Here is a 22,347-nt window from a genome sequence, read left to right on the forward strand (position 1 = left end):
TGCCCCGGGGCCGATGTATTACAGGGTTTTGAGAAACTCTACCAATTCCCAGCGCTGCTGTTCGGTGAGCGGCGCCAGGGTGCGCCCGTCTGGCGTTGTCGTGGGCACGGCGCCGTAATCGTGGCCGCTATTCCAATTGCCCCGTTGATGGGTGCGCCGCAAAGTGCCGTCGTAGCCCTCGGTGCGAAAGCCCACCCGCACCGGATCAAACTCCCGGCTGCCGACCATAAACTCGTCGGGTCGGTACTTACCGTTGTCCGGGTCGCCGTCGCGGCGCTCGGGCAAGAGCAGGTCATACAGCGTGGGCACCGAGCCGTTGTGCAAATAGGGGGCGGCGGCCCAGGTGCCGTTGAGGGGGCGCGCCTTGTAGGCCAGCAGCGATGCATAGGGCTCGGCGGAGGTATCCGGGTTGTAGTGCCCGGCTTTGACGCTGGGTTTGACTTCGTTCTCGAACAGCGACAGAGCGAGGGTGTAGAGCCAATCCAGACGCCGGCGGATGAAATTCTTGTCGGCTTCCGGCGTGGCCACCACGCCTGAGGTCACGGCGGTCAGTATCTGCACCACCGGGGCATTCTCTTCCATCACGACGACCCCGGCCGAGGTTCGCTGATAGGTGTATTTGAAGTTGCCCGATTTGCCGGTATGGCGCACGGAGTTCTCGGCGGCCGCCGGGTCGGTGCCGATATGTTCCAGCGCGGTCATCTTGCTGATCACCAACCGGTCCCAGGCGTCACGTTCAATCAGTTCGTGGCAGCTCTGGCAGTGCTGAGCGTAAAGCCGCGCGCCGCGCGCCGCCTTGTCCCGGTCGATGGGGCCGAGAATGTCCTCGGGCCACTGGGGTGAGGTGAGCTTGCGCAGGTGCGCTTCCAGGCGCTCCAGGTTGGTGAGCTTCACCGAGGAGGTAAAGGCGATGCGGTCCTGTTGTTTGCGCTGCCCGGACGCGCGCCCGGACAAACTGAAGCCCGGCGGCCTGGGTTCAAAATCGAGTTGCGCAAAAACGCCCAGTACCTCACCGGTATTGCGTCCCAGTGCACCCATGTTGGCGTTGCCCGCGAGGCCGTTCCACTGGACGTAATCGGTGTGGGTAATGTCCCACAGCACAGGGTAGGCTACGGGGGCGTTGGGGGTGTTGAACAGGGCATTGCGAATGCGCAGCATGTCCCGTTGATTGAGGTTCGGGTAGCCCGGTGCGCTCGACAGCAGGCGGTCGTGAATGGTCAGAAACTCCCGGTCGCGAATGATGGTGCTGCCGTCGATCCCGGCCAGCACATTGTCCACTTGGGCCTCGGAAAGAATCGGTTCGCCCACCGGCGAAAGCACCGACAGGAGCACGCTGCGCAGTTGGTCGGTGTTGAGCACGTGCTGCAGCACCCGGTTGTAGATGCGGCCAAAGGCATCGAGCCGGCCGTGGCCATAATTGACGTTGCTGTGGTTGATGGTGTTGTACAGCGCGATATGCTGGCTCCAGTACTCGAGATCTTCAATCACGTCGTCGGCATGGCGGTAATCATTGCGCCGCGCCAGCACTGCGTCGATAAAACGCGCGCGCTTGTCACTTTCGGTCAGGGTCGTTTTCATGGCCCTTTCCAGCCCGTGCAGAAAGGCATCCATATCGGCCATGGCCGGAGCGCCATCGATACGGATGGCCTGGCCCTGGTAGTTGATCTGACCGGTATGGCAGGCCGCGCAGGTAAACCCCATGTAGTCCCGGCCCCGATGGGTGTCTTTAACAAAACCCACCGGCAGGCCATCCGGGTTGAAAAAGGTCGGCTTCTGGGGGAGGTAGCGATAGCGGTCGATATTCGCGTCGCTGCGGAACAGCGTCTCGTTGTCGGCCTGCTCCAGGGCGATGAAAAAATCGTAGGGTAAGAGGCCCGAGCCCTGGGTGGTGTTGTAAAACCACAAGCTGTCGTTGGCGCTCCAGCCCTGGTCGAGATAGACGGGGGTTGGAAAACTCTCGCCGTAGCCGCCGTTCTCGACACCGATGGCACCGCGCTCCGGGTCGCGGTCCCAGCTTTGGTAGAGCTTGCCGATCGCCAGGGCGACAAACATCAGCGCGACCAGCGCGAGTGGAATAATCACCAGCCAGTGGCGGTGGCGTTTGAGGGCCGCAAAGCCCAGGCGCGTCAGGGGGAAGTGCATGGCGTGCTCCTGAGAATTGTTATTGTGCTTCCTGCCGACTGCGAGCGCTGATGCACACCAGCACTCCGACGAAAGGCGCATTTTACGCATTGTTGCCGCAAGTGCCAGCCCCAGAGCCCGACAAATGTGCAAGCGTTTGATTTAGCGCCTTTCTTTTCCTAGTATCAAAACACGGTCACTGTGCGAGGAGCCCGAGTGAAAACCACAGATGTACCCGGATGGTGGCGTTTGGCCCTACCCTGGTTGTTGTTTTATACCCTGCTCTGGGTGTTGTTGACCGGTGCGCGGGGTTGGGGTTTTGCCCTGGTTCTGGTCCCGGCGGCGAGCGCCGTGAGCGTCGCCCTGGGGTCGAGCCTTCCGCCCCTGCGCTGGCACCGTTTGCCGGTGTTCATCGGCTGGTATTTACGCGCCTTGTGGGCGGGGGGGTGGGATGTAGCCCGCCGCGCGCTGCACCCGCGCCTGCCTTTGGCGCCCGACTGGGTGAGTTACACCTGTACCTGCGCCAACCCCCGAGTGCGCTTGTGGCTGTCTGCCCTGGTGGGTCTGCTGCCCGGTACCTTTGCCACTCACTATGACGGTGAACATCTGTATATTCACGTACTCGATCACACCCAGCCCTGGGCGGCGCTGGTGCGCCAGCTCGAAGCCCAACTGGCGCAGCTCTTGGGGGGGACTGATCGATGATGCTCTTGGCGACCCTTTTGGCACTGACGATTTTGGCGGGTCTGTGGCGGGTGCTGCGCGGCCCGACGCGAGCCGATCGACTGATGGCGATTCAACTCTTTGGCACAACCGGTGCCGCCGTATTGCTGATACTCGCTCAAAGCCTCGGGCAACCGGCGCTGCGCGATGTTGCCTTGGTCCTGGCGCTGCTCGCGGCGGTCGTGTCGGCGGCCCTGGTACAGCTGCTGCGGGAGGCGCCCGATGACTGAGTGGCTGGTATGGCTGAGTTGGCCGCTGCTGTTGGCGGGGGCGTTCTTTTTCATTGCCGGAACGGTGGGCATGTTGCGCTTTCCCGATGTCTACACGCGCCTGCACGCGGTAACCAAGGCCGATACGCTCGGCCTGGGTCTGGTGGTGGCGGGCTTGAGTGTGCGTGCGGACTCTGTTCAGGCGGTGGCTGTGATGCTCCTGATCTGGCTGTTGGTCATGGGTTCGGGCGCCACGGCCTGCCAACTTCTGGGTCGCTACCAGCGCGAACACGAAGCCCAGCAGGAGGGCCGGGACCGTGATTGAGTGGCTCCTGGATGGCACCTTGGCGGCGCTCTTGTTGATACTGGCGATCGCGGTGATTCGTGCGTCAGGACTTTACGCCAGCGTTGTATTGTTCATTGCCTTCGGTTTGCTTCTGGCACTCACCTGGGCGCGGCTGGGCGCGCCTGATCTGGCACTCGCCGAGGCCGCCATTGGCGCCGGGCTCACTGGCGTCCTGTTACTGGGTGCACTGGCGCATGCGCGGCCCGAACGTCCGTCGAACACGCTGTACGGGTATCGCTGGCCTGCGGCTCTGGTCTCGATGGCCCTGGCGGCGCTGTTGATCAGAGCCGTCTGGCCCCTGGCTGAAACCACCCAACCGTTGCCGGCTCAGGTGATGACCGAGCTTGAGGCCAGCGGTGTGTCCCATCCGGTGACCGCTGTACTGCTCAACTTCCGGGCCTGGGATACGCTGCTGGAATTACTGGTTGTGCTCTTTGCCTTCCTGGGTTTGCGTCAGCTGCGGCTGGCGCCGCTGGCACACACCGAGCCCTGGCCGCTGCTCGCCGCCTGGGGCCGACTGTTGGCGCCCCTGGCGTTGGTCATTGGCGGTTACTTGCTCTGGCGCGGCACCTCGGCTCCCGGGGGCGCTTTTCAGGGCGGCGCCCTGCTCGCCGCTGGCCTGGTGGTGCTGCGCTTGAACGGTGTCCTGCCGGCGCTCAGTTGGCGGCAATGGCCGGTGCGCCTCGGAGTGCTCCTGGGTGTCACGGTGTTTCTGGCGGTGGCCGCGCTGACCCACGCCTTCGGCGCCGGCTGGCTGACCTATCCCGTTGCCTGGAATACCCCCCTGATTGTGGCTATTGAAGTGGCCGCTACCCTCTCCATTGCGCTGACTCTGGCACTGCTGGTCGTCGGTGAACCCGAGGAGGTGCACCCGTGACCCAGAGCCTGCTTTTTCTCGTCGTCGGCGTCTGCCTTTGGGTCATTGGCCTCTACGGACTGTTGCGCGTGCGCCATGTGATCCGTCGTCTGATTGCGGTGAATATCATGGGCGGAGGTGCGTTTACTGTCATGGTGGCCATCGCTGTGCGCACCGACCCGGTCGATCCGGTGTTTCAGGCACTGGTGGTGACCGGGCTGGTGGTGGCCGTCAGTGCCACGGCCTTTGCGCTGCGGCTGGCTTCGGCTGAAGCGCATTGCACGCGTCGCAGGGAGTCGCGCCCGTGACCCTGGCGCTGATGAGTCTGTTGCTGCCTCTGGCCAGTGCTCTGGTATTGTTGGTGCTGCGCGCGCGCAGCCCAGTGCTGATGATACTGGCCACCTTGGGCAGTCTGATCGCTGCTGCGGGAGCGCTCTATCAGGTGGTCGACGGCGGCGAACAACTTCTGGCCCTGGGGGGCTGGGAGCCGCCTCTGGGTATCCGTTTCCGGCTTACACCGCTATCGGGCCTGCTCTTGGTTTTTACCGCCCTGATTCATTTGTTGGTCGCGTTTTATGCGGCTGCGAGCCGTCACAGCCAGACCCGGCATACCGATTACTGGCCTTTGTCCGGTCTGTTGCACGCCAGTCTGGTGGCACTGTGGCTGTCCAATGATCTGTTCAACTGGTATGTGACCCTGGAGCTGTTGGGGTTGGTGGCAGTGGCACTGGTGACGCTGGCGGGCCCCAAGGCTTACCGGGCCGCCATGCGTTACCTGATTCTGTCGCTGGTGGCGTCGCTTTTCTACCTGCTCGGCGTGGCGCTGCTCTACGGGCGCTACGGGGTACTCGACGTGGCGCTGTTGGCGTCACTGACGGAGGCGGATGCCACCACCCACACAGCCCTGCTGCTGATGACCCTGGGGCTGATGCTCAAGGCCGCACTCTGGCCTCTGCACTTGTGGCTGCCGCCGGCCCATGCCGGTGCGCCCACCGCGGTCAGCGCCCTGCTCTCGGCTTTGGTGGTCAAAGGGCCGCTGTTTATCCTGTGGCTGATCTGGAGTGAAATCGCCCCACCGGCGCTGGCCCGGGACATGGGCTTTATCATGGCGCTGGCCGGGGTTGCAGCCTTGTTATCCGGAGGCTGGTCGGCCATGCGTACCCCGTATATCAAGACCCTGGTCGCCTACTCGACGGTGGCACAGTTGGGCTATGCCCTGATGGCACTCGGTCTGCTGCTCTACTGGGAACTGCCCGAACTGCATGTGGCCCTGTGGTTATTTGTCCTCTCCCACGGGCTGGCCAAAGTGTCGATGTTTCTCGCGGCTGGCGAAATGCAGGCGACCCTGGGCAGTAAACGCATCAGTGCCCTCACCGGGGCCACCCAGACCATGCCGGTCGCCATGTTTGCCTTTGCCGTGGCGGGGGGCAGCCTGATCGGTTTGCCGCCCAGCGGCGGTTTTCTGGCCAAATGGCTGCTGCTGCAACCGCTGTTTGCCGAGCCGGCCAATTGGTTCTGGGCCTTTGCCGTGTTGCTGGGGACCCTGGCCAGTGCTGTCTACGTCTTCCGGGTGGTCGCGCTGGCCTTTGACCGCGCCAAACCGACCCGGCCCGACTTCGATCCCCACGTTCTGGCCCAGTGGCTTGCGTTGATCCCCGCCTTGTTGGTGTGGGGCATGGCGCTGGTGAGTCAGCCACTGATCCTCTGGCTGACGGGGGTGACCCACTGATGGCGCCCGAGTGGACTCAGCTGTTGCCGGTCGCGGTGGTGCTCAGCTCCCTGGTGCCCGGGCTGTTGATCTTCACGTTGCGCGAGCACCAAGTGGGCTTGCGCACGGCATTGAACCTGGGCGGTGTCCTGCTCAAGTTGTTGCTGGTGGGGCTGATGCTGTGGGGGGTGAGCCAGGGGCTGAGCTTCCGCTTTGCTCTGCCGTTTATCCCCGGAGGTGAGCTGGTGCTGCAGGGGGATGCCCTGTCGCTACAGTTTGTCGCGCTGTCTTCCATCCTCTGGGCGGCGACCACACTCTACGCCATTGGCTATCTGGAAGGTGCGCCGCTGCGCTCGCGCTTCTTCGGTTATTTCAGCTTGTGTGTCAGTGCCACGGTGGGTTTGGCGCTGGCGGGTAACCTGGTGACCTTTCTGCTGTTTTATGAGCTGCTGACGCTGGCGACCTTTCCCCTGGTGGTGCACCGGGGCACGCCGGAGGCGTTGCGCGCCGGGCGCATGTACCTGGCTTATACCCTGGGGGGCGGCGCCCTGGTACTGATGGGCGCGGCACTTCTGCATCTGTTGGCGGGCAGCCCGGACTTCACGCCTGGCGGCTATCTGGCGCCGCTGGTGGATGATAATCGCGCGGGCCTGACGCTGGCATTCGCGCTTCTGATCGCCGGGCTGGGGGTCAAGGCCGCGCTCATCCCACTGCACAGCTGGCTGCCCAAAGCGATGGTGGCGCCGGCCCCGGTGAGTGCCCTTCTGCATGCGGTCGCGGTGGTCAAGGCGGGCGCCTTTGGGATCGTGCGGGTGGTTTACGACGTTTTCGGGGTCGAGCCGGTGGCCCTTCTGCAGCTCAATGAGCCGCTGCTCTGGTTGGCGGCGGCCACCATTATTTACGGTTCGCTCAAGGCACTGCAGCAGCGGGAGATCAAGAAACGTCTGGCGTTCTCGACCGTCAGCCAGGTGTCCTACATCACACTGGGGGTGGCCTTGCTCGGGCCTATCGGTGCCATTGGTGCGCTGGTGCATCTGGTGCATCAGGGGCTGATGAAAATCACGTTGTTCTTCTGTGCCGGTAACTTTGCCGAAACCTTGCACGTACACCGGATTCGGGAGATGGACGGCATTGGCCGACGTATGCCTTTGACCATGGCCGCCTTTACCGTGGGGGCGCTGGGGATGATGGGGGTGCCGCCAATCGCCGGATTCATCAGCAAATGGTATCTCGGGCTGGGGGCGCTCGAGACGGAGTACTACTGGGTGCTCGGGGTGCTGGTGGCCTCGGGCCTGCTCAACGCCGCCTACTTTTTGCCGATGGTGTATCGGGGCTGGTTTGCACCGCCGCCGGAGCACTGGCCCGAGGATACCGGCCTGGGTGGTGGGCGCGGCGGCATCCGCGAGACCCATTGGATGCTGCTTTGGCCCACCCTGTTTACCGCGGCACTGGCGCTGTTGGCCGGGATCCTCGCCAGTACGGGGATCAGTCCTCTGGCTTGGGCTGAACTGATCGTGGCGCGGGAGTTTGAATCATGAGTGCCCTGTTATGGCTATCTGTACCTCTGGCGCCTTTGCTCGCGGGGCTGGCGCTGCTGGCCTTGCGCGACCGGGCCACCCCCTGGCTCTGGCTCAGTTGTGTACCGGCGCTGGCGCTGGCAATTTGGCCGGCACCGGGGGCGTCCCTCGGTGCACTCCTGGCGGGGGCCCACTGGGGCGCGGCAGATACCCTGACCCGGGCCTTTTTGGGTTTTAGCGCTCTGTTGTGGGGGGCCGCCAGTGTGTACGCCTGGGCGAGCCACCACAATGACCCCCGCCGGATGCGCTTCTGGACCTTCTGGCTGCTGACCTTGTGCGGCAACCTGCTGCTGATTATCGCCCAGGATGGCGCGAGTTTTTATGTCGGCTTCACCCTGATGAGCCTGTCGGCATACGGCCTCGTGGTGCACAAGGGGGGGCCGGGTCCGCGTCAGGCAGGGCGTCTGTATTTGCAGCTCGCGATTATTGGCGAAATGCTCCTCTATGCCGGCCTTATCTTGCGGGTCCATGAGGCGGGAGGCGAGGTGGCGTTCAGTGCCTGGCAACAGGCGCCGGTGGGTGTGGTCACCGCGGTGTTGATGTTGGTCGGTTTTGGTCTTAAAGCCGGTTTCTGGCCACTCCATATCTGGCTGCCCCAGGCTCATCCCGCGGCCCCGGCCGCGGCCAGCGCGGTGCTCTCCGGGGCCATGATCAAGGCCGGGATTCTGGGTTTGTGGCGTTTTATGCCCGAGCAGTCGGATCTGCTGATGGACTGGGCCAGTGTGTTGTTCAGCATCGGTTTGGTCAGTGCGTTTTACGGCGTCGTTCTTGGTTTGCTGCAAACCCGGGCCAAGGCCGCCCTGGCCTATTCGTCCGTCAGCCAGGTGGGCTACTTGCTCGCGCTCCTGGCACTGGCGTGGGGCCAGCCCGAGGCCCGTGCGGCCTGGGGGCTGGTGCTGGCGTTGTATGTGGTGCATCACGGTATGGCCAAGGGGGCGCTCTTTATGGCGGCGGGGCTGGCAGCGAACTACCGGTTCAGGGCCTGGCAGTGGGCGTTGGTGGCACTGCCTGGCCTGGCTCTCGCGGGCCTGCCTTTAACCAGCGGTGCTGCGGTAAAAACCCTGTTCAAAACCGGGCTGGGCGACTCGGTATTGGCACCGGCGTTGCCGCTACTCACCTTGGGCTCGGTGGCAACGGCCCTGCTGATTGCCCGAGCCGTGTGGTTGATGGTCCAAAGCCAGCCCGAGAGCCACGCCAGACCTTCGCTTCCGTTGCTGGCCAGTTGGGCGGCTGTCGCCAGTGCGCCTTTACTGGGGCCCGGGCTCTGGCCGCCGCTGCGCGCCGCCTGGCTCGACAGCACAAGTATTTACGTCCTTTGGGCGCTGCTGTGGCCGTTATCGTTGGCGCTGGGCCTGTCCGCGTTCGTGGTATGGCGGCGCTGGGCGCTACCACCGCTGTTGACCCGTCTGGGAGAACCCGCCCGCTTTTTCTCGCTTTGGTTGCGGACACTTCTGCACAGGCCACGGCTGCCTGATGACGAGATTGCGAAAAGGCACTACCGTGCCTGGCGCCAGCGCGAGCGTCGCTGGAACCGTTTCTGGCAGCAGGGTACCGTGGCCGTCAGTGCCTGGCTCCTGAGTATTCTTTTACTGTTGGCCTGGTTGTGGTGAACTACACTGAAAGGCGGCACCTAAATTTTCAACCAGGCGACTAAAACGTGGTTAAGAAAGCGCCCAAGCCCCTGTCGGTCGCGTCCCTGTTGTTGGTGGCGCTGGCGATCTTTGTGGTGACCACCGGGCTGGCCCTGTCGGCGCTGGTGGGGTTTATTAACTGGCAGGCCCGTGACCTCCAGCAACAGACAGAATCGGCCTTGTTTGCCAGCCTGCAGGCGGAATTTCAGGTTACCTATCGCGAAGTCGTCAGCCTGCTGGATAATCACCGGCCGACCTTTGTGGCTCTGCATCGAGAGGCGCTGGCGCTGGTGGGTGACGATCTCGACGGGCTTGAGGTCGAACGCTTGCACGCACAATTGCGCGACGCCAGCGACACCCCCTTTGATATCTACCTGATCGGCCCCGACCTGACGATTCATCAGACCACATACCTCGCTGATCTGGGTCTGGACTTCAACCATCCGACCCTGGTGGACGGCAGGATGTTGATTGAACGGGCGGCGCGCACGGGGGATGTCCTGGTGGCACCACCGATGCTTGAGCTGTTGGCGCGCAACTTTCGGGTTTACACCTATGCGCCGATTGGTGACAGCGGTTATACCTTGCAGCTGGGGTTTATACCCGAAGATGTGAATGCGCGCCTTGCTGCGCTCGACCAAGACCTGGCTGAGCGAACGCTGTTCGATATCAACCTGCACTTTTTAATGTGGGATGAATGGATGTTGCCCCTGCGCGGACACCTGTCCGAGGCCGACGATAAAAATCTCGCCCTCGCGAATCAGTACGAGCACAATCGCCAAGCCGCCCGACGGATGCAGCGCGCCTACCGACAAGATGCGCCCTACCAGATCAGCCGACGTCCCACGCCGCGCTACTACTTACCCGTGATGCGGCTATCGAGTGAGGACCAGCTTCCCGTGATTTTGATGGCGGAGATTACCCTGCATACCGATGCGGTCGCCGAAGCGCGCCGCGCGTTGGTGTTTGTTGTTGCCATGGTGATGCTTTTGTTGATTGGCCTGGCGGTGATCGCGAACCTGGTGTTGCGGCGCTCAATTGCCAAACCGCTGCGCCGGCTGTCGGCGGCTATGGAAGCCTGGGCGCCGTTCAATCTGCAGGGTGGTGGCCAGCGCATTGCTGAACTGCAATCGCTGGCGGTGCATTACAACACCTTGTTGAACAGTGCCCGCTCGACCATCATGGGGCTGGATGAAGAACTTCAAACCGACGGGCTGACGCGCCTGGCAAGTCGCTTGCGCACAGAGAACGAATTGGCGGTTGAGGTGCGTCGCTGTGCCCGGGTGCAAACGCCATTCAGTATTGTGTTTATTGATCTTGATTACTTCAAACAGGTGAACGACACCCACGGGCACCTGGTGGGTGATGACGTCCTGCGCAAAGCCGCCAACGTATTGTCCCAGCGCTGCCGCCACGCCGATACCCTCGGGCGCTGGGGTGGTGAGGAGTTTCTGTTATTGTGTCGAGGAGCCAGTCGGGACGAGGCGGCAGTGCTTGCGGAAGTTCTGCGTCAGGCCATCAGACAAACGCCCATGCTCCACGGCGAGAGCATTACCGCGAGCTTCGGTGTGGCTGACTATCGCCCGGATGACACCGTCGAGTCGCTTGTTGAACGTGCCGACCAGGCCCTCTATCGGGCCAAAAATGAGGGCCGCGATCGGGTCGCTGTGGCGGATTAACCCAACCCCAGATTGCGCTTATAGGCACGCACCGATATCAGAAAAAACACCAGTGCAGCGGCGCTGGTAGTGACCATACCGGGCAGGGCGTTGTGCCAGTTGAGTTTACCGTCGATAAGTAACTCCGATGCGAGCAGATACTGACTGAGCAGCGGAATCAGCTGCGCCTGGCCGTCCAGATCCATGTTGGTGAACTGAATAATGAAGAATGGCGCCATGGGTACCAGCATGGCAAAGCCCAACTGGGTCTGGGCTTCCTTGATGCTCTTGGCATGCACGGCCACGGCCATTAAGAAGGTACCGATCATCAGCACCAGGGGCAGGTTGACGGTAAAGAGGGTGGCCAGTGTAGTGAGTGTCGGGCGACCGGCATTACCGAAAAAGCCTTCGGGAATAAACGGTAGCAGCACGCTGGTGCTGATCAGTGGGCCGATATAGGCGAGAAACACAAAAGCGATGATCGCCAGGCATTTGCCCAGGGCAATGTCCAACCGGGACACGGCCAGGCTGAGCAGCGGTTCGAGCGACAACCGCTCGCGTTCCCCGGCAGTGGTGTCCACCGCCAGATAGAAACCGCCCATGGTCATGGATAGCGTCACCATAAACATCAGCATCGTGGCGATCATGCCAGCGCCCACTTCTTCGCGCGAGACATCCGACTCCACCAACTCAAGGGTTTCCAGTATTTCCGGGTTGTGACCGCGTACCAACAGCCGTTGCGCGGCCAAGCTGTGACTGTAGCTTTCCAGCTCGGCCCGTATTTGCCAGAACAGACTCTGGGAACTGCCGTTGTCGCGGTTGTAGTGCAGCGTCACCCGCGCGGGCTGCCCACTGCTGAAACGCTCGGGGTAGTGCTCAGCAATGTCCAGCACAATGTCCAGCTCTTCATTGCGCAACTGTTCGCGAAAATTTTCCGGCGCCGGGTCGGCATCGATGTTGCGCCCGTGCAGGTGTCGGATCAGGTTGGGTGCCCGCTCCTCGCCGATTACATGAATTTTTTTGGGTTGCTCGTAGCCTTCGGTGAAGGCTTCCTGGAGTGAGTAAATAAGCGGCCCGAGAATCAATGCCGGCATCAACAGTGAGCCGTACACCAAGGCAAAAAACATCGAGCGTTTGTCGCGCAGGTTATCGCGAATTTCCTTGCGGGCGATGATGCCGATCCGTCGCATTAGCGGTTCTCCAGTGATTCGCCAATGGCCACCACAAAGGCGTCCTCAAAATCCGTCTGGCCGGTTTTTTCGAGAATACCGGCAACGCTGTCTTCCATGGCGATGACACCTTCGTTGATGATGGCCACCTGATCGCACAGCAGGGTGACGTCCTGCATGATATGGCTGGACACCAGAATGCAGTGGCCCCGGTCGCGCAGTTGCCGCAACACCATGCGCAGCTTGCGCGTCGCCATCACATCCAACCCGTTGGTGGGTTCATCCAGCACCAGGGTTTGCGGCTCGTGTACCAGCGCCCGGGCCAGGCCGACTTTGGTGCGCTGCCCCTGGGAAAAGCCCTCGGTGCGCCGGTCGATGATGTCATCCATACCCAGCAGCTCGACCAGCTCGTCGATACGGGCTTCGGCCTGCGTTTTCCCCATACCTGAAAGTTGTGCGAAATAGACGATGTTCTCGCGCGCGCTCAAGCGGGGGTATATGCCGGCATTGTGAGGCAGGTAGCCGATGTTCTGGCGCACCTTCAGGGCATCGCTACCGATGTCCCAGCCGTCCACCCGGGCGCTGCCGCTGTCCGGCGGGATCAACCCGGTGAGCATGCGCAAGGTCGTGGACTTGCCCGCGCCGTTGGGGCCCAGCAGGCCGGTGATGTTGCCATCCTCGGCGCGCAGGGAGACGTCTCTTACCGCCACCAGGGGTGCTTTACGCCCTTTCTGGGGAAAGCGCTTGGCGAGTGCCTGGGCTTCAATCATGGCGAGGGTCCGTTAAAGTTGATGAACAGCGGCGCGCTTTCGATCCGCTCCAGGCAGGGCAATTGCAGGCCGCTTGGGCTGGCGCTATCGATAAAGCGGGTCAGCACATGAGGCATACACCCCGCAGTGCTGACAAAGTGCCCCTGCCCCTTGAGGCTCAGGTGTTTGGCGTTGCTCAGCCCGGTCATGGCGAGCTCAGCATAAGCCGGGGGCGTGATGGGATCGTACTCGCCGGACAGCAGCAGGGTCGGGATCGCGCTGTTCAACGGGGCCTTCAAGTCTTCATCCATCAACCCGATAGGCCAGTGACGGCAGACTTCCCGAAGGGTTTCCATGACACGGCCGCCCAGGTAGCTCGGGGAATCATTGTCGGCATCGGGGAAAAACGGTGCGTCCTCGGTGCACACCACCGCGTTGTGCATGCCAAAGGCCATGGCGTCACCCAAATCGTCAGTCAGGCGGATGGCCGCCCGCGCCAGGGGCGCGAAGCGCTCATTGGCCGCGGCCTCGTACAGGATCGGCGGCAGCAGCGCCAGGGATCGGGTGTGGTAAAGGTACAGCCGCACCAGGGCTTCCAGATGCATGCGCGTCAGGGTGAGTTCGATCAGCTCACCGTCGGCAAAGCGCTCGGCGCTCAAAGTAATGGGGGCGTCGTCCAGGCGCGCGAACAGGTTGTCGACGTGCGACCGCAGATCAGGGAAAGCCTTCTGGCAGGCCTCATCCTGGTCGCAGCGCCGGTAGAGCGTATCCAGCACCTTCTGGCTCAACTCAGCGATTTCGGGCCCCAGGGTGTGTTCGCTGGGAACGGGGGAGTCGAGCACCGCAGTGCGCACGGCCTTCGGATGTCGGCGCATGTAGTGTTGCGCAACCCGGGTGCCGTAGGACACCGAGAACAGGTTCCATTGAGCGATACCAAGCGCTTCGCGGGCGGCTTCGAAATCCCGCAGTGCGACACTGGTGGTGTAGTAGCGCGGATCGCCGGGCAGCTGTGCCAGGCACGCCTCGGTCAGGGCGCGAACCTGTTCCGGGTCCAGGTCGCCGTGGAGCAGTGCATCCGGATCGGTATCCGGGCAGGCCAGGCGGTTGGAGCGCCCGGTGCCACGCTGGTCGATCAGGTAAAAATCCCGCGCCCGGGCGAGCTGGGGAAAGGCCCGGGTAACGTGCAGGTAGGCCTCGCTCGCGCCCTGTCCTGGCCCGCCGGCAAGGAGCAGCAACGGTGAGCGGGGTGCGTCCGGGTCCGGCCGGCGCGCGGGCAGGCGCACGATAGACAGTGCGAGGCTGGGGCCATCGGGAACGTCGTAGTTTTCCGGCAGGGTGAGTTCGGCGCATTGCGCCTGACGCTCGCGGCCTTCGGCGCTCAGGGTGCAGGCGCGAAAATCGACGTCGCCGACGCGTTCGGCGCTCGCCGACACACTCAGGGGTAGCGCCAGTAACGCCAGCCAACGCCACAGGCGTCGAACGGGGTTCTTCGGGGCGCCGGCTCGCGGGCTCGGGAGAGATAAATGCATAAGTCGCCTCGTCCTTGACGGGATTGGCCGCCAGCGCTGGCGTACCTTATCCGGGAGCCAAAATATAGCACACCGCTAAAAGCCCGTCATGGTCTACACTGGAAGGTGCACGTGGTACTTTACGCTGAAAGTCCCCGAGGTATAAGGAGGTGTGCGATGAGTGACGTGACACAGGTATCCGGTGAAAAGTTTGACCACAAGGTCGCCGGCATCTTCGAGAGCAGGTCGGCGGCGGAAGCGGCGGCGGATAAAGTCCAGAACGAAACTGACGTACGCAAAAATCAGATCTTCGTGGTCGGTCCGGACGATCCTCACCCAGGTGCTGAACTTGAGCCGGAGAGCAAAGGCATCTGGCGTACCCTGTTGCTGTCACATCTGTGGTTGGGGCTGATCGGGGCAGTGCTCGGCGGGGTGTTTTTCTGGATTCTGTATGCAGCCGATGTCGGGTTTATCGTTCACAATGCGATGCCGGCGGCGCTGCTGATCGTGGCCTTCAGTTTTATTCTGGGGTTGATGTTCGCGGGGTTGGTAACTCTGCGCCCGGATCACGCACCCTATATCATGGTGTCCCAATCAGCCCTGCGCCAGGGTAAATATGTGGTCGCCGTGCATGCGCGCGACCGTGATCAATTGCGCAGCGCCAAAGCTGTGCTGGATCGCGAAAAAGTGAAAACCATCAGTTCGATTTAGAGCTTGCGAGGACATCGACGTGACCACCCGCGCACAGGTTCTTGATCAGGCATTGGCACTCGGTCATCGGTGCGGCTGGGAAAAGCTCAGCCTCGACGCCGTTGCCCGGGCGCTGGATGTACCGCTGGGAACGCTTTATGAACATTTTCCCCAAAAAGACGATATCGTCGAGGCCTGGTTTGACCGGGCTGATCGAGCGCTGCTCGATCAGGTGCCCAACCCCGTCTGGTCATCGTTCTCCCCACGGGACCGGGTAGAACAGGTTCTGTTATGTTGGCTGGATGCCCTGGCGCCGCACCGAAAGCTCACCGGCCAGATGTTGTTGTACAAATTTGAGCCCGGTCATATTCATCTGCAGGCGGCGGGCGTTCTGCGGGTCAGTCGAACGGTGCAGTGGTTTCGGGAGGCGGCTGAACTCAAGGCAACGCATCTCAAGCGCATCAGCCAGGAGCTGGCCCTGACCAGTATCTATCTTGCGACCTTCAGTTATTGGTTGCGCGACAGCTCTACGCGCCAGCGTAAAACCCGGCGGTTTCTAAAACGACAATTGGACCACAGCGAGCGTATCGGTTTATGGCAATGACCCTTTCACGTCAAGCGGCGGCCTACTTTACCTATGTCGCCGCACCGGTCGGGCAACTGCTGATTGCGGGCGATGGTGACTACCTGACTCACATTGCGTTTGTGGGCGAACGCGCGCCCTCGGTGGTGAAAGCCGGTTGGCAACGGGATGATGGTCGATTTCGTGACTGTGCCCGGCAGTTGTCCGAGTACTTTTCCGGTCGACGGCGAGCCTTCGATCTACCCCTCGCGGCGGAGGGAACCGAGTTCCAGCGCAGGGTATGGTCCGCATTGCGAACCATACCCTACGGTGAAACCTGCAGCTACGGCGATATTGCTCGCGCGATCGACTCGCCCAAAGCGAGCCGGGCTGTCGGTGCCGCCGCCGGCGCCAATCCCATTGCCATCGTGGTTCCCTGTCACCGGGTCATTGGCACCAGCGGCAAGCTGGTGGGCTTTGCCGGTGGGCTATCCATCAAGTCGCAGCTGTTGCAGCTCGAAAGTCGCACCCCGACACTGCTCTGACTCAATTGACGATCAGGGTATCGATGTCCACCGCGTCGATCACGCGCGACGCGGTATTGCCCCGACGGAAACTGCCCTGACCACCCTTCTGGTTAAGCGTGCCCAGCGTCAGAATATCCGCATCAATGCGCTCGGCTACCCGTGCCACCACTTCATCGGTGTAACCCTGATCGATGTGTATGCGTTCCCAGGGCAGTCCGGTTTTCTTGATCAGGTCACCGGGCGACGGATAACTCATCGAATCGAAATAGGCGTTGACCACATGCAGTTCCGCGTCATAGCGTTGTGAGATGCGTCCGGCATGCATCAGGATGCGTTGGTTCAACGCCTTTTGGGCAGCGGTGGTCGCCTGAAAGTTAACCGCCGCGAGAATGGTGCGACGTTTGGCCTCGGCGCCCGGGCGCACCAACAGCACGGGGCTGGAAGCGCGTTTGAGCAAACCCCATTTGCGTTCGCTTAAACGCAGTGGTCGGCGGCTGCGCTCGTGCACCGGCAGCAGAATGATATCGGGCCCAAAGCGCCTGGCGGCGTCCAAAATGGTATCCAGCCAGACATTGCTCCAGGAAAACTCAATCTCGTGCATCAGGTTTTTTTCCGCCAGCGGCTGGCGGATATGTTCGGCCAGCCAATGCTCACCAATCAACAGATTCTGAGGCGTCTGGGTTCTGCCGTTTTTACCGTCGGGGTCAACCGCAATAAAAACGTGCAGGCGCGGTTGCGGTTCGCGCAACTGCGCCGTGATGATGGCGCGCTTCAGGGCCAGATGCTCGGTGTCGTTGGGGTCGAGAACCACAAACAACTTTTCGGCATCGGATGAAAGCTCGGGGATGGGGGCGTGCATGCTTGACATGGTCATACTCCGTTTGCGTTGCCTACCTTCATCCGTTACACCGCAATACTTATGCCAAGCGCTTTTATGGCCGAGTTCTGTGCCTGATTCGCTGTTTGGCGCCGTTTTCATGCCAGATGCTGAATCATCGCGGCTGTAAGCGCCTGTCTTTGGTGCACTAAACTGGCGGATATGGCCGGATACGCTAACCTTAAAGAACCATCATTAACATGAGGAGTTATTATGGGAGCGCCAAAGTTAGCGGGTTTAATCTTGTTGGTTGTGGGTGTTATTTTGCTCTACTTTGGTTGGCAGTCGTCGGAATCGTTGGATGATCAGGTTACCGAAGCAGTGACGGGTCGTTTTACCGATGAAACCATGTGGTTCATTATCGGTGGTGCAGTGGCGGTGGTTGTGGGCGCCTTTTTGGCGTTTGTCCGCAAGTAATTCTTTCTTACGCTGTTTCCCTCTCTGAAAACCGGCGATTCGCCGGTTTTCGCGTTTCGGGTGCCCCGTTTCCCGGGGACCGCCGCACGACCTGCATCACACCAGGGGGTCTAACGGGGCGTTGATCATTGCGCCTTTATTCACTTGAAAGTATCCTGCCGTCATCATATAGTGCATATGACTACAAGAAAGCGGGTGCCCGAACCCCGTTTCCCCCAACACAACCCAATGGTCGGATACTGATGAAAATTACTCCAAGTAACCCCCTCACCTCCCCCCTGGGCCGTTTTGGCAGCCTGGCTCTGTGTGTTGCGCTGTTGAGCGCCTGCGGCAGCAGTAGTAGCGCCTTGGATGATCCGGATGCGGGCAGCAGCTCTTCCAGCTCTGAGAGCAGCGAGAGCTCCAGCGCCGAGAGCAGCCAAAGCTCCAGCGCCAGCTCCCAGGCTGAGGGCGACGGTACCCAGGACAGTCTCTACGTCCAGGCGGACTTCCCTGTAGGGGTTGCGGTTCAGGTCGCCAACTGGGAACCCTTCAGCCTGTTTACCGCGCCCGATGCCGCTGATCGACAGGCCCTGGTCGCCCGACACTTTTCCGAAGTGACCGCGACCAATGTCATGAAAATGTCTTACATGCGCACCAACAGTGGTGGTTTTACCGACGCGCCTGCGCGCCCGTTGGTTGATTTTGCCCGCGCCAATGGCATCAAAGTGCACGGCCACGCACTGGTCTGGCATGCGGATTATCAGGTTCCGAACGTGTTTCGTGACTACGAAGGGGACGATTGGCAGGGGCTTTTGACCGAGCATGTCGAGGGTGTCATGGCGTTGTTTGACGACACCGTGGTGAGCTGGGACGTGGTGAACGAAGCGGTTCAGACCAACTCATCAGACGGTTGGCGCCGGTCGATTTTCTACAACTTTGCGCCGCCGGAAGCAGGTCAGGTACCGGAATATATTGAAGTGGCCTACCAGGCTGCCCGAGCGGCCAACCCGGATGTGGACCTCTACTACAACGATTTTGACAACACGGCCAATACCGCGCGCCTCAACAAGACCCTGGAAATTGCAGATCGCCTGAAAGAGCTGGAGGTGATCGACGGTATCGGGTTTCAGATGCACGCCTACATGGATTACCCGAGTATTGCGCAATTTCGCAATGCCTTTCAGGAAGTGGTAGATCGTGACCTGAAAGTCAAAGTCACCGAGTTGGACATTGCCATCGTCAACCCCTATGGCAGCTCCACGCCACCGCCGCTGCCGGAGTTTGATCAGGCCCTGGCCGACGCCCAGGGCGTACGTTTCTGTCAGATTGCCGAGGCCTATCTGGATGTCGTTCCTGCCGAGCTGCGGGGTGGTTTCACCGTTTGGGGGCTGACCGACGACGACAGCTGGCTGATGGGTGCATTCGCCTCCGCAACCGGTGCCCAATACGACCAGGTCTATCCGGTGTTGTTTGACGATAACCTGCAGGCCAAGCCCGCGTTCTTTGGCGTTAAACGAGCCTTACGCGGCGAACCCTGCGAGTAAAAGGAAGCCCCCGTAGGTCGGATCAGCCCGCAGGGCGTAACCCGACAGAAACGGCACAGTGTATCCAGTAGGTCGGATTAGCCCATAGGGCGTAATCCGACACCTGAGGCACCCAACCCAAAAATTGACCACAAAAAAGGGGGCAACAGCCCCCTTCCTTTCCATCCATTAACCTCATTCCCGCCCGGGAATCCCCAAAATAGCCTCTACCGCCGTCTTCGCACTGCCATCCCGATTAAACAACAAGGGGTAGTTAGTACGATTCTCAACCGGGTAGTCATTCTTCCACGACATATCGTCCGTCACACCCCAGACGGCCACCCGATCGATCACATCCTGATAGCGATAGAAAATCTCGAACAGCTCGGCCCAACGATCGGCCAACTGCTGTTCCACATCCGCCGGCAAGCCATCGGGCCAGGGGTTGTAATAGTCCATAAACTCCTCGTTCTGGAATTGCGGATGGAGCATGCCCGTGCCGATAATCTGACCCTCACGGGTGAGCGGCAACACATCCACATCCATCTCGGTGATCATGACCTTCACACCCAACTCGGCGTAGGCTTCGATCGCCGCTTCAATGTATTCGGTCTTCGGATAATTCATACCCCAATGGCCCTGAATGCCAATGCCGTCGATACGGATACCGTGGTCTTGCAGCATCTTGACCATGCGCACAATACCGTCGCGTTTTTCGGGTCGCCAGGCGTTAAAGTCGTTGTAATAGAGTTCCGTGTCCGGCGCATACTCTTCCGCGTATTTAAACGCCAGGCGCACCATCTCGTCGCCGCTGCCAATGGCATTGACCCAGGTGGTCGGGCGATAGGAACCATCGTCTGCGATAACCTCGTTCACCACATCCCAGGCGTGTACCCGGCCGGCGTAACGCCCGGCCACCACTTCAATATGGCGCCGCATACGCTCGGCTTGCGCCGCGGGGGTCAGCGCTTCACCGTCCTCATCCTGAAAGAACCACTCGGGGGTCTGGTTGTGCCACACCAGGGTATGGCCAACGATCTGCATCCCGTGGCGCTCGCCAAACTCCACAAACTCATCAGCGGGACCGAAGTTATACACCCCATACTCCGGGTTGATCTCCTCGGTCTTCATCACGTTCTCAACCGTGATGCTGTTGAAGTGCTTGACCGTCAGATCGTGCGCAATCTGATCCTCACCGGAGGTAATGGCCGGATTGACCGCAGTGCCAAACAGAAAGGCCTCGTGATAGGCACCCTTCAAGGTGTCGGGTGACGGCGGTTCGGCGGGGCTCTCCGGCTCCTGTTGGCAAGCGCTCACAAACAACGCGGCCGCAGCCAGTACAAGGGTTCTACGCATAACAGGTGCCTCTCATATTGCGAATCAACGATCCCACCAATATAACCACCCGCCACCTTAAATTCAAACCGACCATATCCAAACATGCCCCATGTAGGTCGGAAATGTTTGCGTAGGTCGGATTAGCCCGCAGGGCGTAATCCGACACCTGAGGCACCCAACCCGGACAACAACAAATTCCCAAACCCATCCACCTCAGCCGACCACCCCACCCCAATCAAGGTCGTCGACACTGTCTCGCAAACCAACGCCGGCCCAGTCACCAAAGCCCCCGACGGCAACTGATCCCGCTGATACACCGGGCAAGCACCAATGGCCGGCAACTCGCGAATTTCCAACGGCACCGGCGCGCTCCCCTCATCACCACTGGGCAAGGTCAACGCGGCGCTGGGCGCAAGCACCTGCTGGCGCACATTCACCAGTTCAACCGCCATATCCAGACGATGGCCATAACGTTGACGATGAGCCTCGTGAAAAGCCTCGGTCGCAGCAGCCAAAGTCGTGTAAGGCACATTGAGGGTGTAAGTCTGGCCCTGGTAACGCAAATCCAGGCTGGGGTTGGCGTGGATCGCGTCGGGCTCCACGCCCTCCCGTTCAAGTTGCGCACGCCCATCGGCGGCTAACGCCGCCAGCTCACGCTCAAGCTGTTCACTGTCCAGCGCCGCCAGCGGTTGTTGCAGGGTGCGCGACAGTTGCCGCTCCCGCGGCGCCACCAACATGCCCAACGCCGACAGAACCCCGCCGTGAATCGGCACGAGTGCTTTGTTCATACCCAGGGCTTCGGCGAGGGCACACACATGCAGGCCGCCGGCGCCACCAAAGCAGCACAGGCGAAAATCCGTGGGATCGTAACCGCGCTGCACCGAGATCACTCGCAGGGCGCGCACCATATGTTCATTGGCCAGCTCGACGATGCCCAGTGCCGCCCGCTCGCGATCGATACCCAGGCCTTGGGCGATGGCGTCCACGGCCGACTGGGCCGCGTCCAGATCCAGGCTCATGGCACCGCCGAGAAAGTAGTCCGGGTGCAACCGCCCCAGCACCGCATTGGCATCAGTAACCGTCGCCTGCGCACCGCCTTTGCCGTAACAGGCCGGCCCGGGGCTGGCACCGGCCGACTGGGGGCCGACCTGCAACAGGCCGCCCGCATCCACCTGCGCCAGGGAGCCGCCACCGGCACCGATGGTGTGCATATCCACCATGGGCACCGCCACCGGCCAGGGGCCCAGGCGACCCTCGTTGGTGAGTTTGAGCTCGCCATCAATAAGCGCGACATCGGTGGAGGTGCCGCCCATATCGAAGGTCAGCAGCTTCTCGTCCGGGCCCAGCAGTTGCCCGATAAAGTGCGCCGCCGCCAACCCGCCGGCCGGGCCGGACAACAACAGGTTCACGGCCCGCTGCCCGGCCTGCTCGGCATCAATGGTACCGCCGGAGGATTGCATGACCCCCAGCGGTGCGGGGCTGATCCCGGACTGCAAACGGCTCAGATAACCCTGCACGCGCGGGCCCAAATAGGCATTGAGCCAGGTGGCAATGCCACGCTCGTACTCCTTGTACTCGGGCAATACAAAGGACGACCGGCTGGTAAACACCCCCTCCGGCATCGCCTCAGCCAGGGCTTTTTCATCGGCGTCATTCAAAAAGGAAAACAGCAGGTTGATCGCCACCGCCTCGGGCGCCTTCTCGCGCACCCGCGCGGCCACCCGGTCGATCTCTTCCTGGGTAAGTGCCGTGAGCACCTTGCCCTCGGCATCGACCCGGCAGTCCACACCCAGGCAATCGTCGCGGGGGACGGGAATCGGCTGGGGTCCGGGCAAAAGTTGATACAACTCAGCCCGGGTCTGGCGGCCAATACTCAGCATATCGGTCAGTCCGGCATTGGTGATCAGCAGAGTGCGTACACCTTTACCCTCGAGCGCGGCGTTGGTGGCCACCGTACTGCCGTGAATCACCACGAGTTGACCGTCGGCTATGGCCTGATCCAGGCCCAAATCATCAATGCCTTGCAGAATCGCCCGCTCCGGCGCGTCGGGGGACGACAGCACCTTGTGAATCCGCAGCCGCCCAGCGTCGTAAAGCACAAAGTCGGTAAAGGTGCCGCCGGTGTCCACGCCGAGTAACATCATGCTGCCAGGTCCTGTCGTGTTTGCTGGAAGAA

General features: G+C 61.4%; 21 protein-coding genes. 14 read left to right on the forward strand and 7 right to left on the reverse strand.

From position 1 onward, the window contains the following. Positions 1-18: 18 nt before the first annotated feature. Positions 19-2,142, reverse strand: a complete 2,124-nt coding sequence (locus DKW72_RS10515; protein ID WP_111642307.1) for a di-heme-cytochrome C peroxidase — start codon at positions 2,140-2,142, stop codon at positions 19-21. Positions 2,143-2,337: 195 nt separating this feature from the next. Here DKW72_RS10515 and DKW72_RS10520 point away from each other — a divergent pair, with 195 nt between their 5' ends. The 9 genes from DKW72_RS10520 to DKW72_RS10560 are packed head-to-tail and all read left to right on the forward strand — an operon-like array spanning position 2,338 to position 10,850. Continuing rightward, on the forward strand, positions 2,338-2,826 hold the full coding sequence (locus tag DKW72_RS10520; RefSeq protein WP_111642308.1) for a Na+/H+ antiporter subunit E: 489 nt from the start codon (positions 2,338-2,340) through the stop codon (positions 2,824-2,826). Further along, complete coding sequence (locus DKW72_RS10525; RefSeq protein ID WP_111642309.1) at positions 2,823-3,074, forward strand: monovalent cation/H+ antiporter complex subunit F; 252 nt, start codon at positions 2,823-2,825, stop codon at positions 3,072-3,074. Before DKW72_RS10520 ends, DKW72_RS10525 begins: the two co-directional genes overlap by 4 nt. After that, on the forward strand, positions 3,067-3,378 hold the full coding sequence (locus tag DKW72_RS10530) for a cation:proton antiporter (RefSeq protein ID WP_111642310.1): 312 nt from the start codon (positions 3,067-3,069) through the stop codon (positions 3,376-3,378). The genes DKW72_RS10525 and DKW72_RS10530 overlap by 8 nt, the downstream gene beginning before the upstream one ends. Then, on the forward strand, positions 3,371-4,276 hold the full coding sequence (locus DKW72_RS10535; RefSeq protein WP_111642311.1) for a hydrogenase subunit MbhD domain-containing protein: 906 nt from the start codon (positions 3,371-3,373) through the stop codon (positions 4,274-4,276). The genes DKW72_RS10530 and DKW72_RS10535 overlap by 8 nt, the downstream gene beginning before the upstream one ends. After that, positions 4,273-4,563 carry an NADH-quinone oxidoreductase subunit K gene (locus DKW72_RS10540; protein ID WP_111642312.1) on the forward strand — a complete coding sequence of 97 codons (291 nt, stop codon included), beginning with the start codon at positions 4,273-4,275 and terminating at the stop codon, positions 4,561-4,563. The genes DKW72_RS10535 and DKW72_RS10540 overlap by 4 nt, the downstream gene beginning before the upstream one ends. Then, entirely contained in the window at positions 4,560-5,984 is a 1,425-nt protein-coding gene (locus DKW72_RS10545) for a complex I subunit 5 family protein (protein WP_111642313.1), read from the forward strand. The genes DKW72_RS10540 and DKW72_RS10545 overlap by 4 nt, the downstream gene beginning before the upstream one ends. Next, positions 5,984-7,501 (forward strand): complex I subunit 5 family protein, encoded by a 1,518-nt coding sequence (locus DKW72_RS10550; RefSeq protein WP_111642314.1) that lies wholly within the window; start codon positions 5,984-5,986, stop codon positions 7,499-7,501. The genes DKW72_RS10545 and DKW72_RS10550 overlap by 1 nt, the downstream gene beginning before the upstream one ends. After that, positions 7,498-9,150: a complex I subunit 5 family protein gene (locus DKW72_RS10555; protein WP_111642315.1), complete on the forward strand. Its 1,653-nt coding sequence runs from the start codon at positions 7,498-7,500 to the stop codon at positions 9,148-9,150. Before DKW72_RS10550 ends, DKW72_RS10555 begins: the two co-directional genes overlap by 4 nt. A gap of 47 nt (positions 9,151-9,197) precedes the next feature. After that, entirely contained in the window at positions 9,198-10,850 is a 1,653-nt protein-coding gene (locus tag DKW72_RS10560) for a GGDEF domain-containing protein (protein WP_111642316.1), read from the forward strand. Here the strand turns inward: DKW72_RS10560 and DKW72_RS10565 are convergent. Genes DKW72_RS10565 through DKW72_RS10575 form a run of 3 tightly spaced genes read right to left on the reverse strand, consistent with a single transcriptional unit; the run spans position 10,847 to position 14,276 of the window. After that, complete coding sequence (locus DKW72_RS10565) at positions 10,847-12,019, reverse strand: ABC transporter permease (RefSeq protein WP_111642317.1); 1,173 nt, start codon at positions 12,017-12,019, stop codon at positions 10,847-10,849. The genes DKW72_RS10560 and DKW72_RS10565 overlap by 4 nt on opposite strands. Continuing rightward, on the reverse strand, positions 12,019-12,768 hold the full coding sequence (locus tag DKW72_RS10570; protein ID WP_111642318.1) for an ABC transporter ATP-binding protein: 750 nt from the start codon (positions 12,766-12,768) through the stop codon (positions 12,019-12,021). Before DKW72_RS10570 ends, DKW72_RS10565 begins: the two co-directional genes overlap by 1 nt. Continuing rightward, the gene (locus DKW72_RS10575) at positions 12,765-14,276 is read right to left on the reverse strand and encodes an alpha/beta hydrolase (protein ID WP_111642319.1); all 1,512 of its coding nucleotides are present in this window, start codon (positions 14,274-14,276) and stop codon (positions 12,765-12,767) included. Before DKW72_RS10575 ends, DKW72_RS10570 begins: the two co-directional genes overlap by 4 nt. Positions 14,277-14,432: 156 nt before the next feature. Between DKW72_RS10575 and DKW72_RS10580 the strand changes: the two genes are divergently transcribed. The 3 genes from DKW72_RS10580 to DKW72_RS10590 are packed head-to-tail and all read left to right on the forward strand — an operon-like array spanning position 14,433 to position 16,052. Next, positions 14,433-14,966 (forward strand): hypothetical protein, encoded by a 534-nt coding sequence (locus DKW72_RS10580; RefSeq protein WP_111642320.1) that lies wholly within the window; start codon positions 14,433-14,435, stop codon positions 14,964-14,966. Between the two features lie 19 nt (positions 14,967-14,985). Next, positions 14,986-15,549 carry a TetR/AcrR family transcriptional regulator gene (locus DKW72_RS10585; RefSeq protein ID WP_111642321.1) on the forward strand — a complete coding sequence of 188 codons (564 nt, stop codon included), beginning with the start codon at positions 14,986-14,988 and terminating at the stop codon, positions 15,547-15,549. Further along, the gene (locus tag DKW72_RS10590; RefSeq protein ID WP_198411308.1) at positions 15,546-16,052 is read left to right on the forward strand and encodes a methylated-DNA--[protein]-cysteine S-methyltransferase; all 507 of its coding nucleotides are present in this window, start codon (positions 15,546-15,548) and stop codon (positions 16,050-16,052) included. The genes DKW72_RS10585 and DKW72_RS10590 overlap by 4 nt, the downstream gene beginning before the upstream one ends. A 1-nt stretch (position 16,053) precedes the next feature. Here the strand turns inward: DKW72_RS10590 and DKW72_RS10595 are convergent, their stop codons facing one another. Continuing rightward, positions 16,054-16,902, reverse strand: a complete 849-nt coding sequence (locus tag DKW72_RS10595) for a universal stress protein (protein ID WP_232522375.1) — start codon at positions 16,900-16,902, stop codon at positions 16,054-16,056. Between the two features lie 222 nt (positions 16,903-17,124). Between DKW72_RS10595 and DKW72_RS10600 the strand changes: the two genes are divergently transcribed. Then, entirely contained in the window at positions 17,125-17,328 is a 204-nt protein-coding gene (locus DKW72_RS10600; RefSeq protein ID WP_111642323.1) for a DUF3185 family protein, read from the forward strand. A 242-nt stretch (positions 17,329-17,570) separates the two neighbouring features. Then, positions 17,571-18,854 carry an endo-1,4-beta-xylanase gene (locus DKW72_RS10605; protein WP_111642324.1) on the forward strand — a complete coding sequence of 428 codons (1,284 nt, stop codon included), beginning with the start codon at positions 17,571-17,573 and terminating at the stop codon, positions 18,852-18,854. Between the two features lie 174 nt (positions 18,855-19,028). Here the strand turns inward: DKW72_RS10605 and DKW72_RS10610 are convergent, their stop codons facing one another. Together DKW72_RS10610 and DKW72_RS10615 are read right to left on the reverse strand one after the other, a co-directional pair. After that, the gene (locus DKW72_RS10610) at positions 19,029-20,189 is read right to left on the reverse strand and encodes an endo-1,4-beta-xylanase (RefSeq protein ID WP_111642325.1); all 1,161 of its coding nucleotides are present in this window, start codon (positions 20,187-20,189) and stop codon (positions 19,029-19,031) included. Between the two features lie 122 nt (positions 20,190-20,311). After that, on the reverse strand, positions 20,312-22,315 hold the full coding sequence (locus tag DKW72_RS10615) for a hydantoinase/oxoprolinase family protein (RefSeq protein WP_111642326.1): 2,004 nt from the start codon (positions 22,313-22,315) through the stop codon (positions 20,312-20,314). Positions 22,316-22,347: the final 32 nt, after the last annotated feature.

Source organism: Marinimicrobium alkaliphilum (assembly GCF_003259155.1).
GTDB lineage: Bacteria > Pseudomonadota > Gammaproteobacteria > Pseudomonadales > Cellvibrionaceae > Marinimicrobium_A > Marinimicrobium_A alkaliphilum.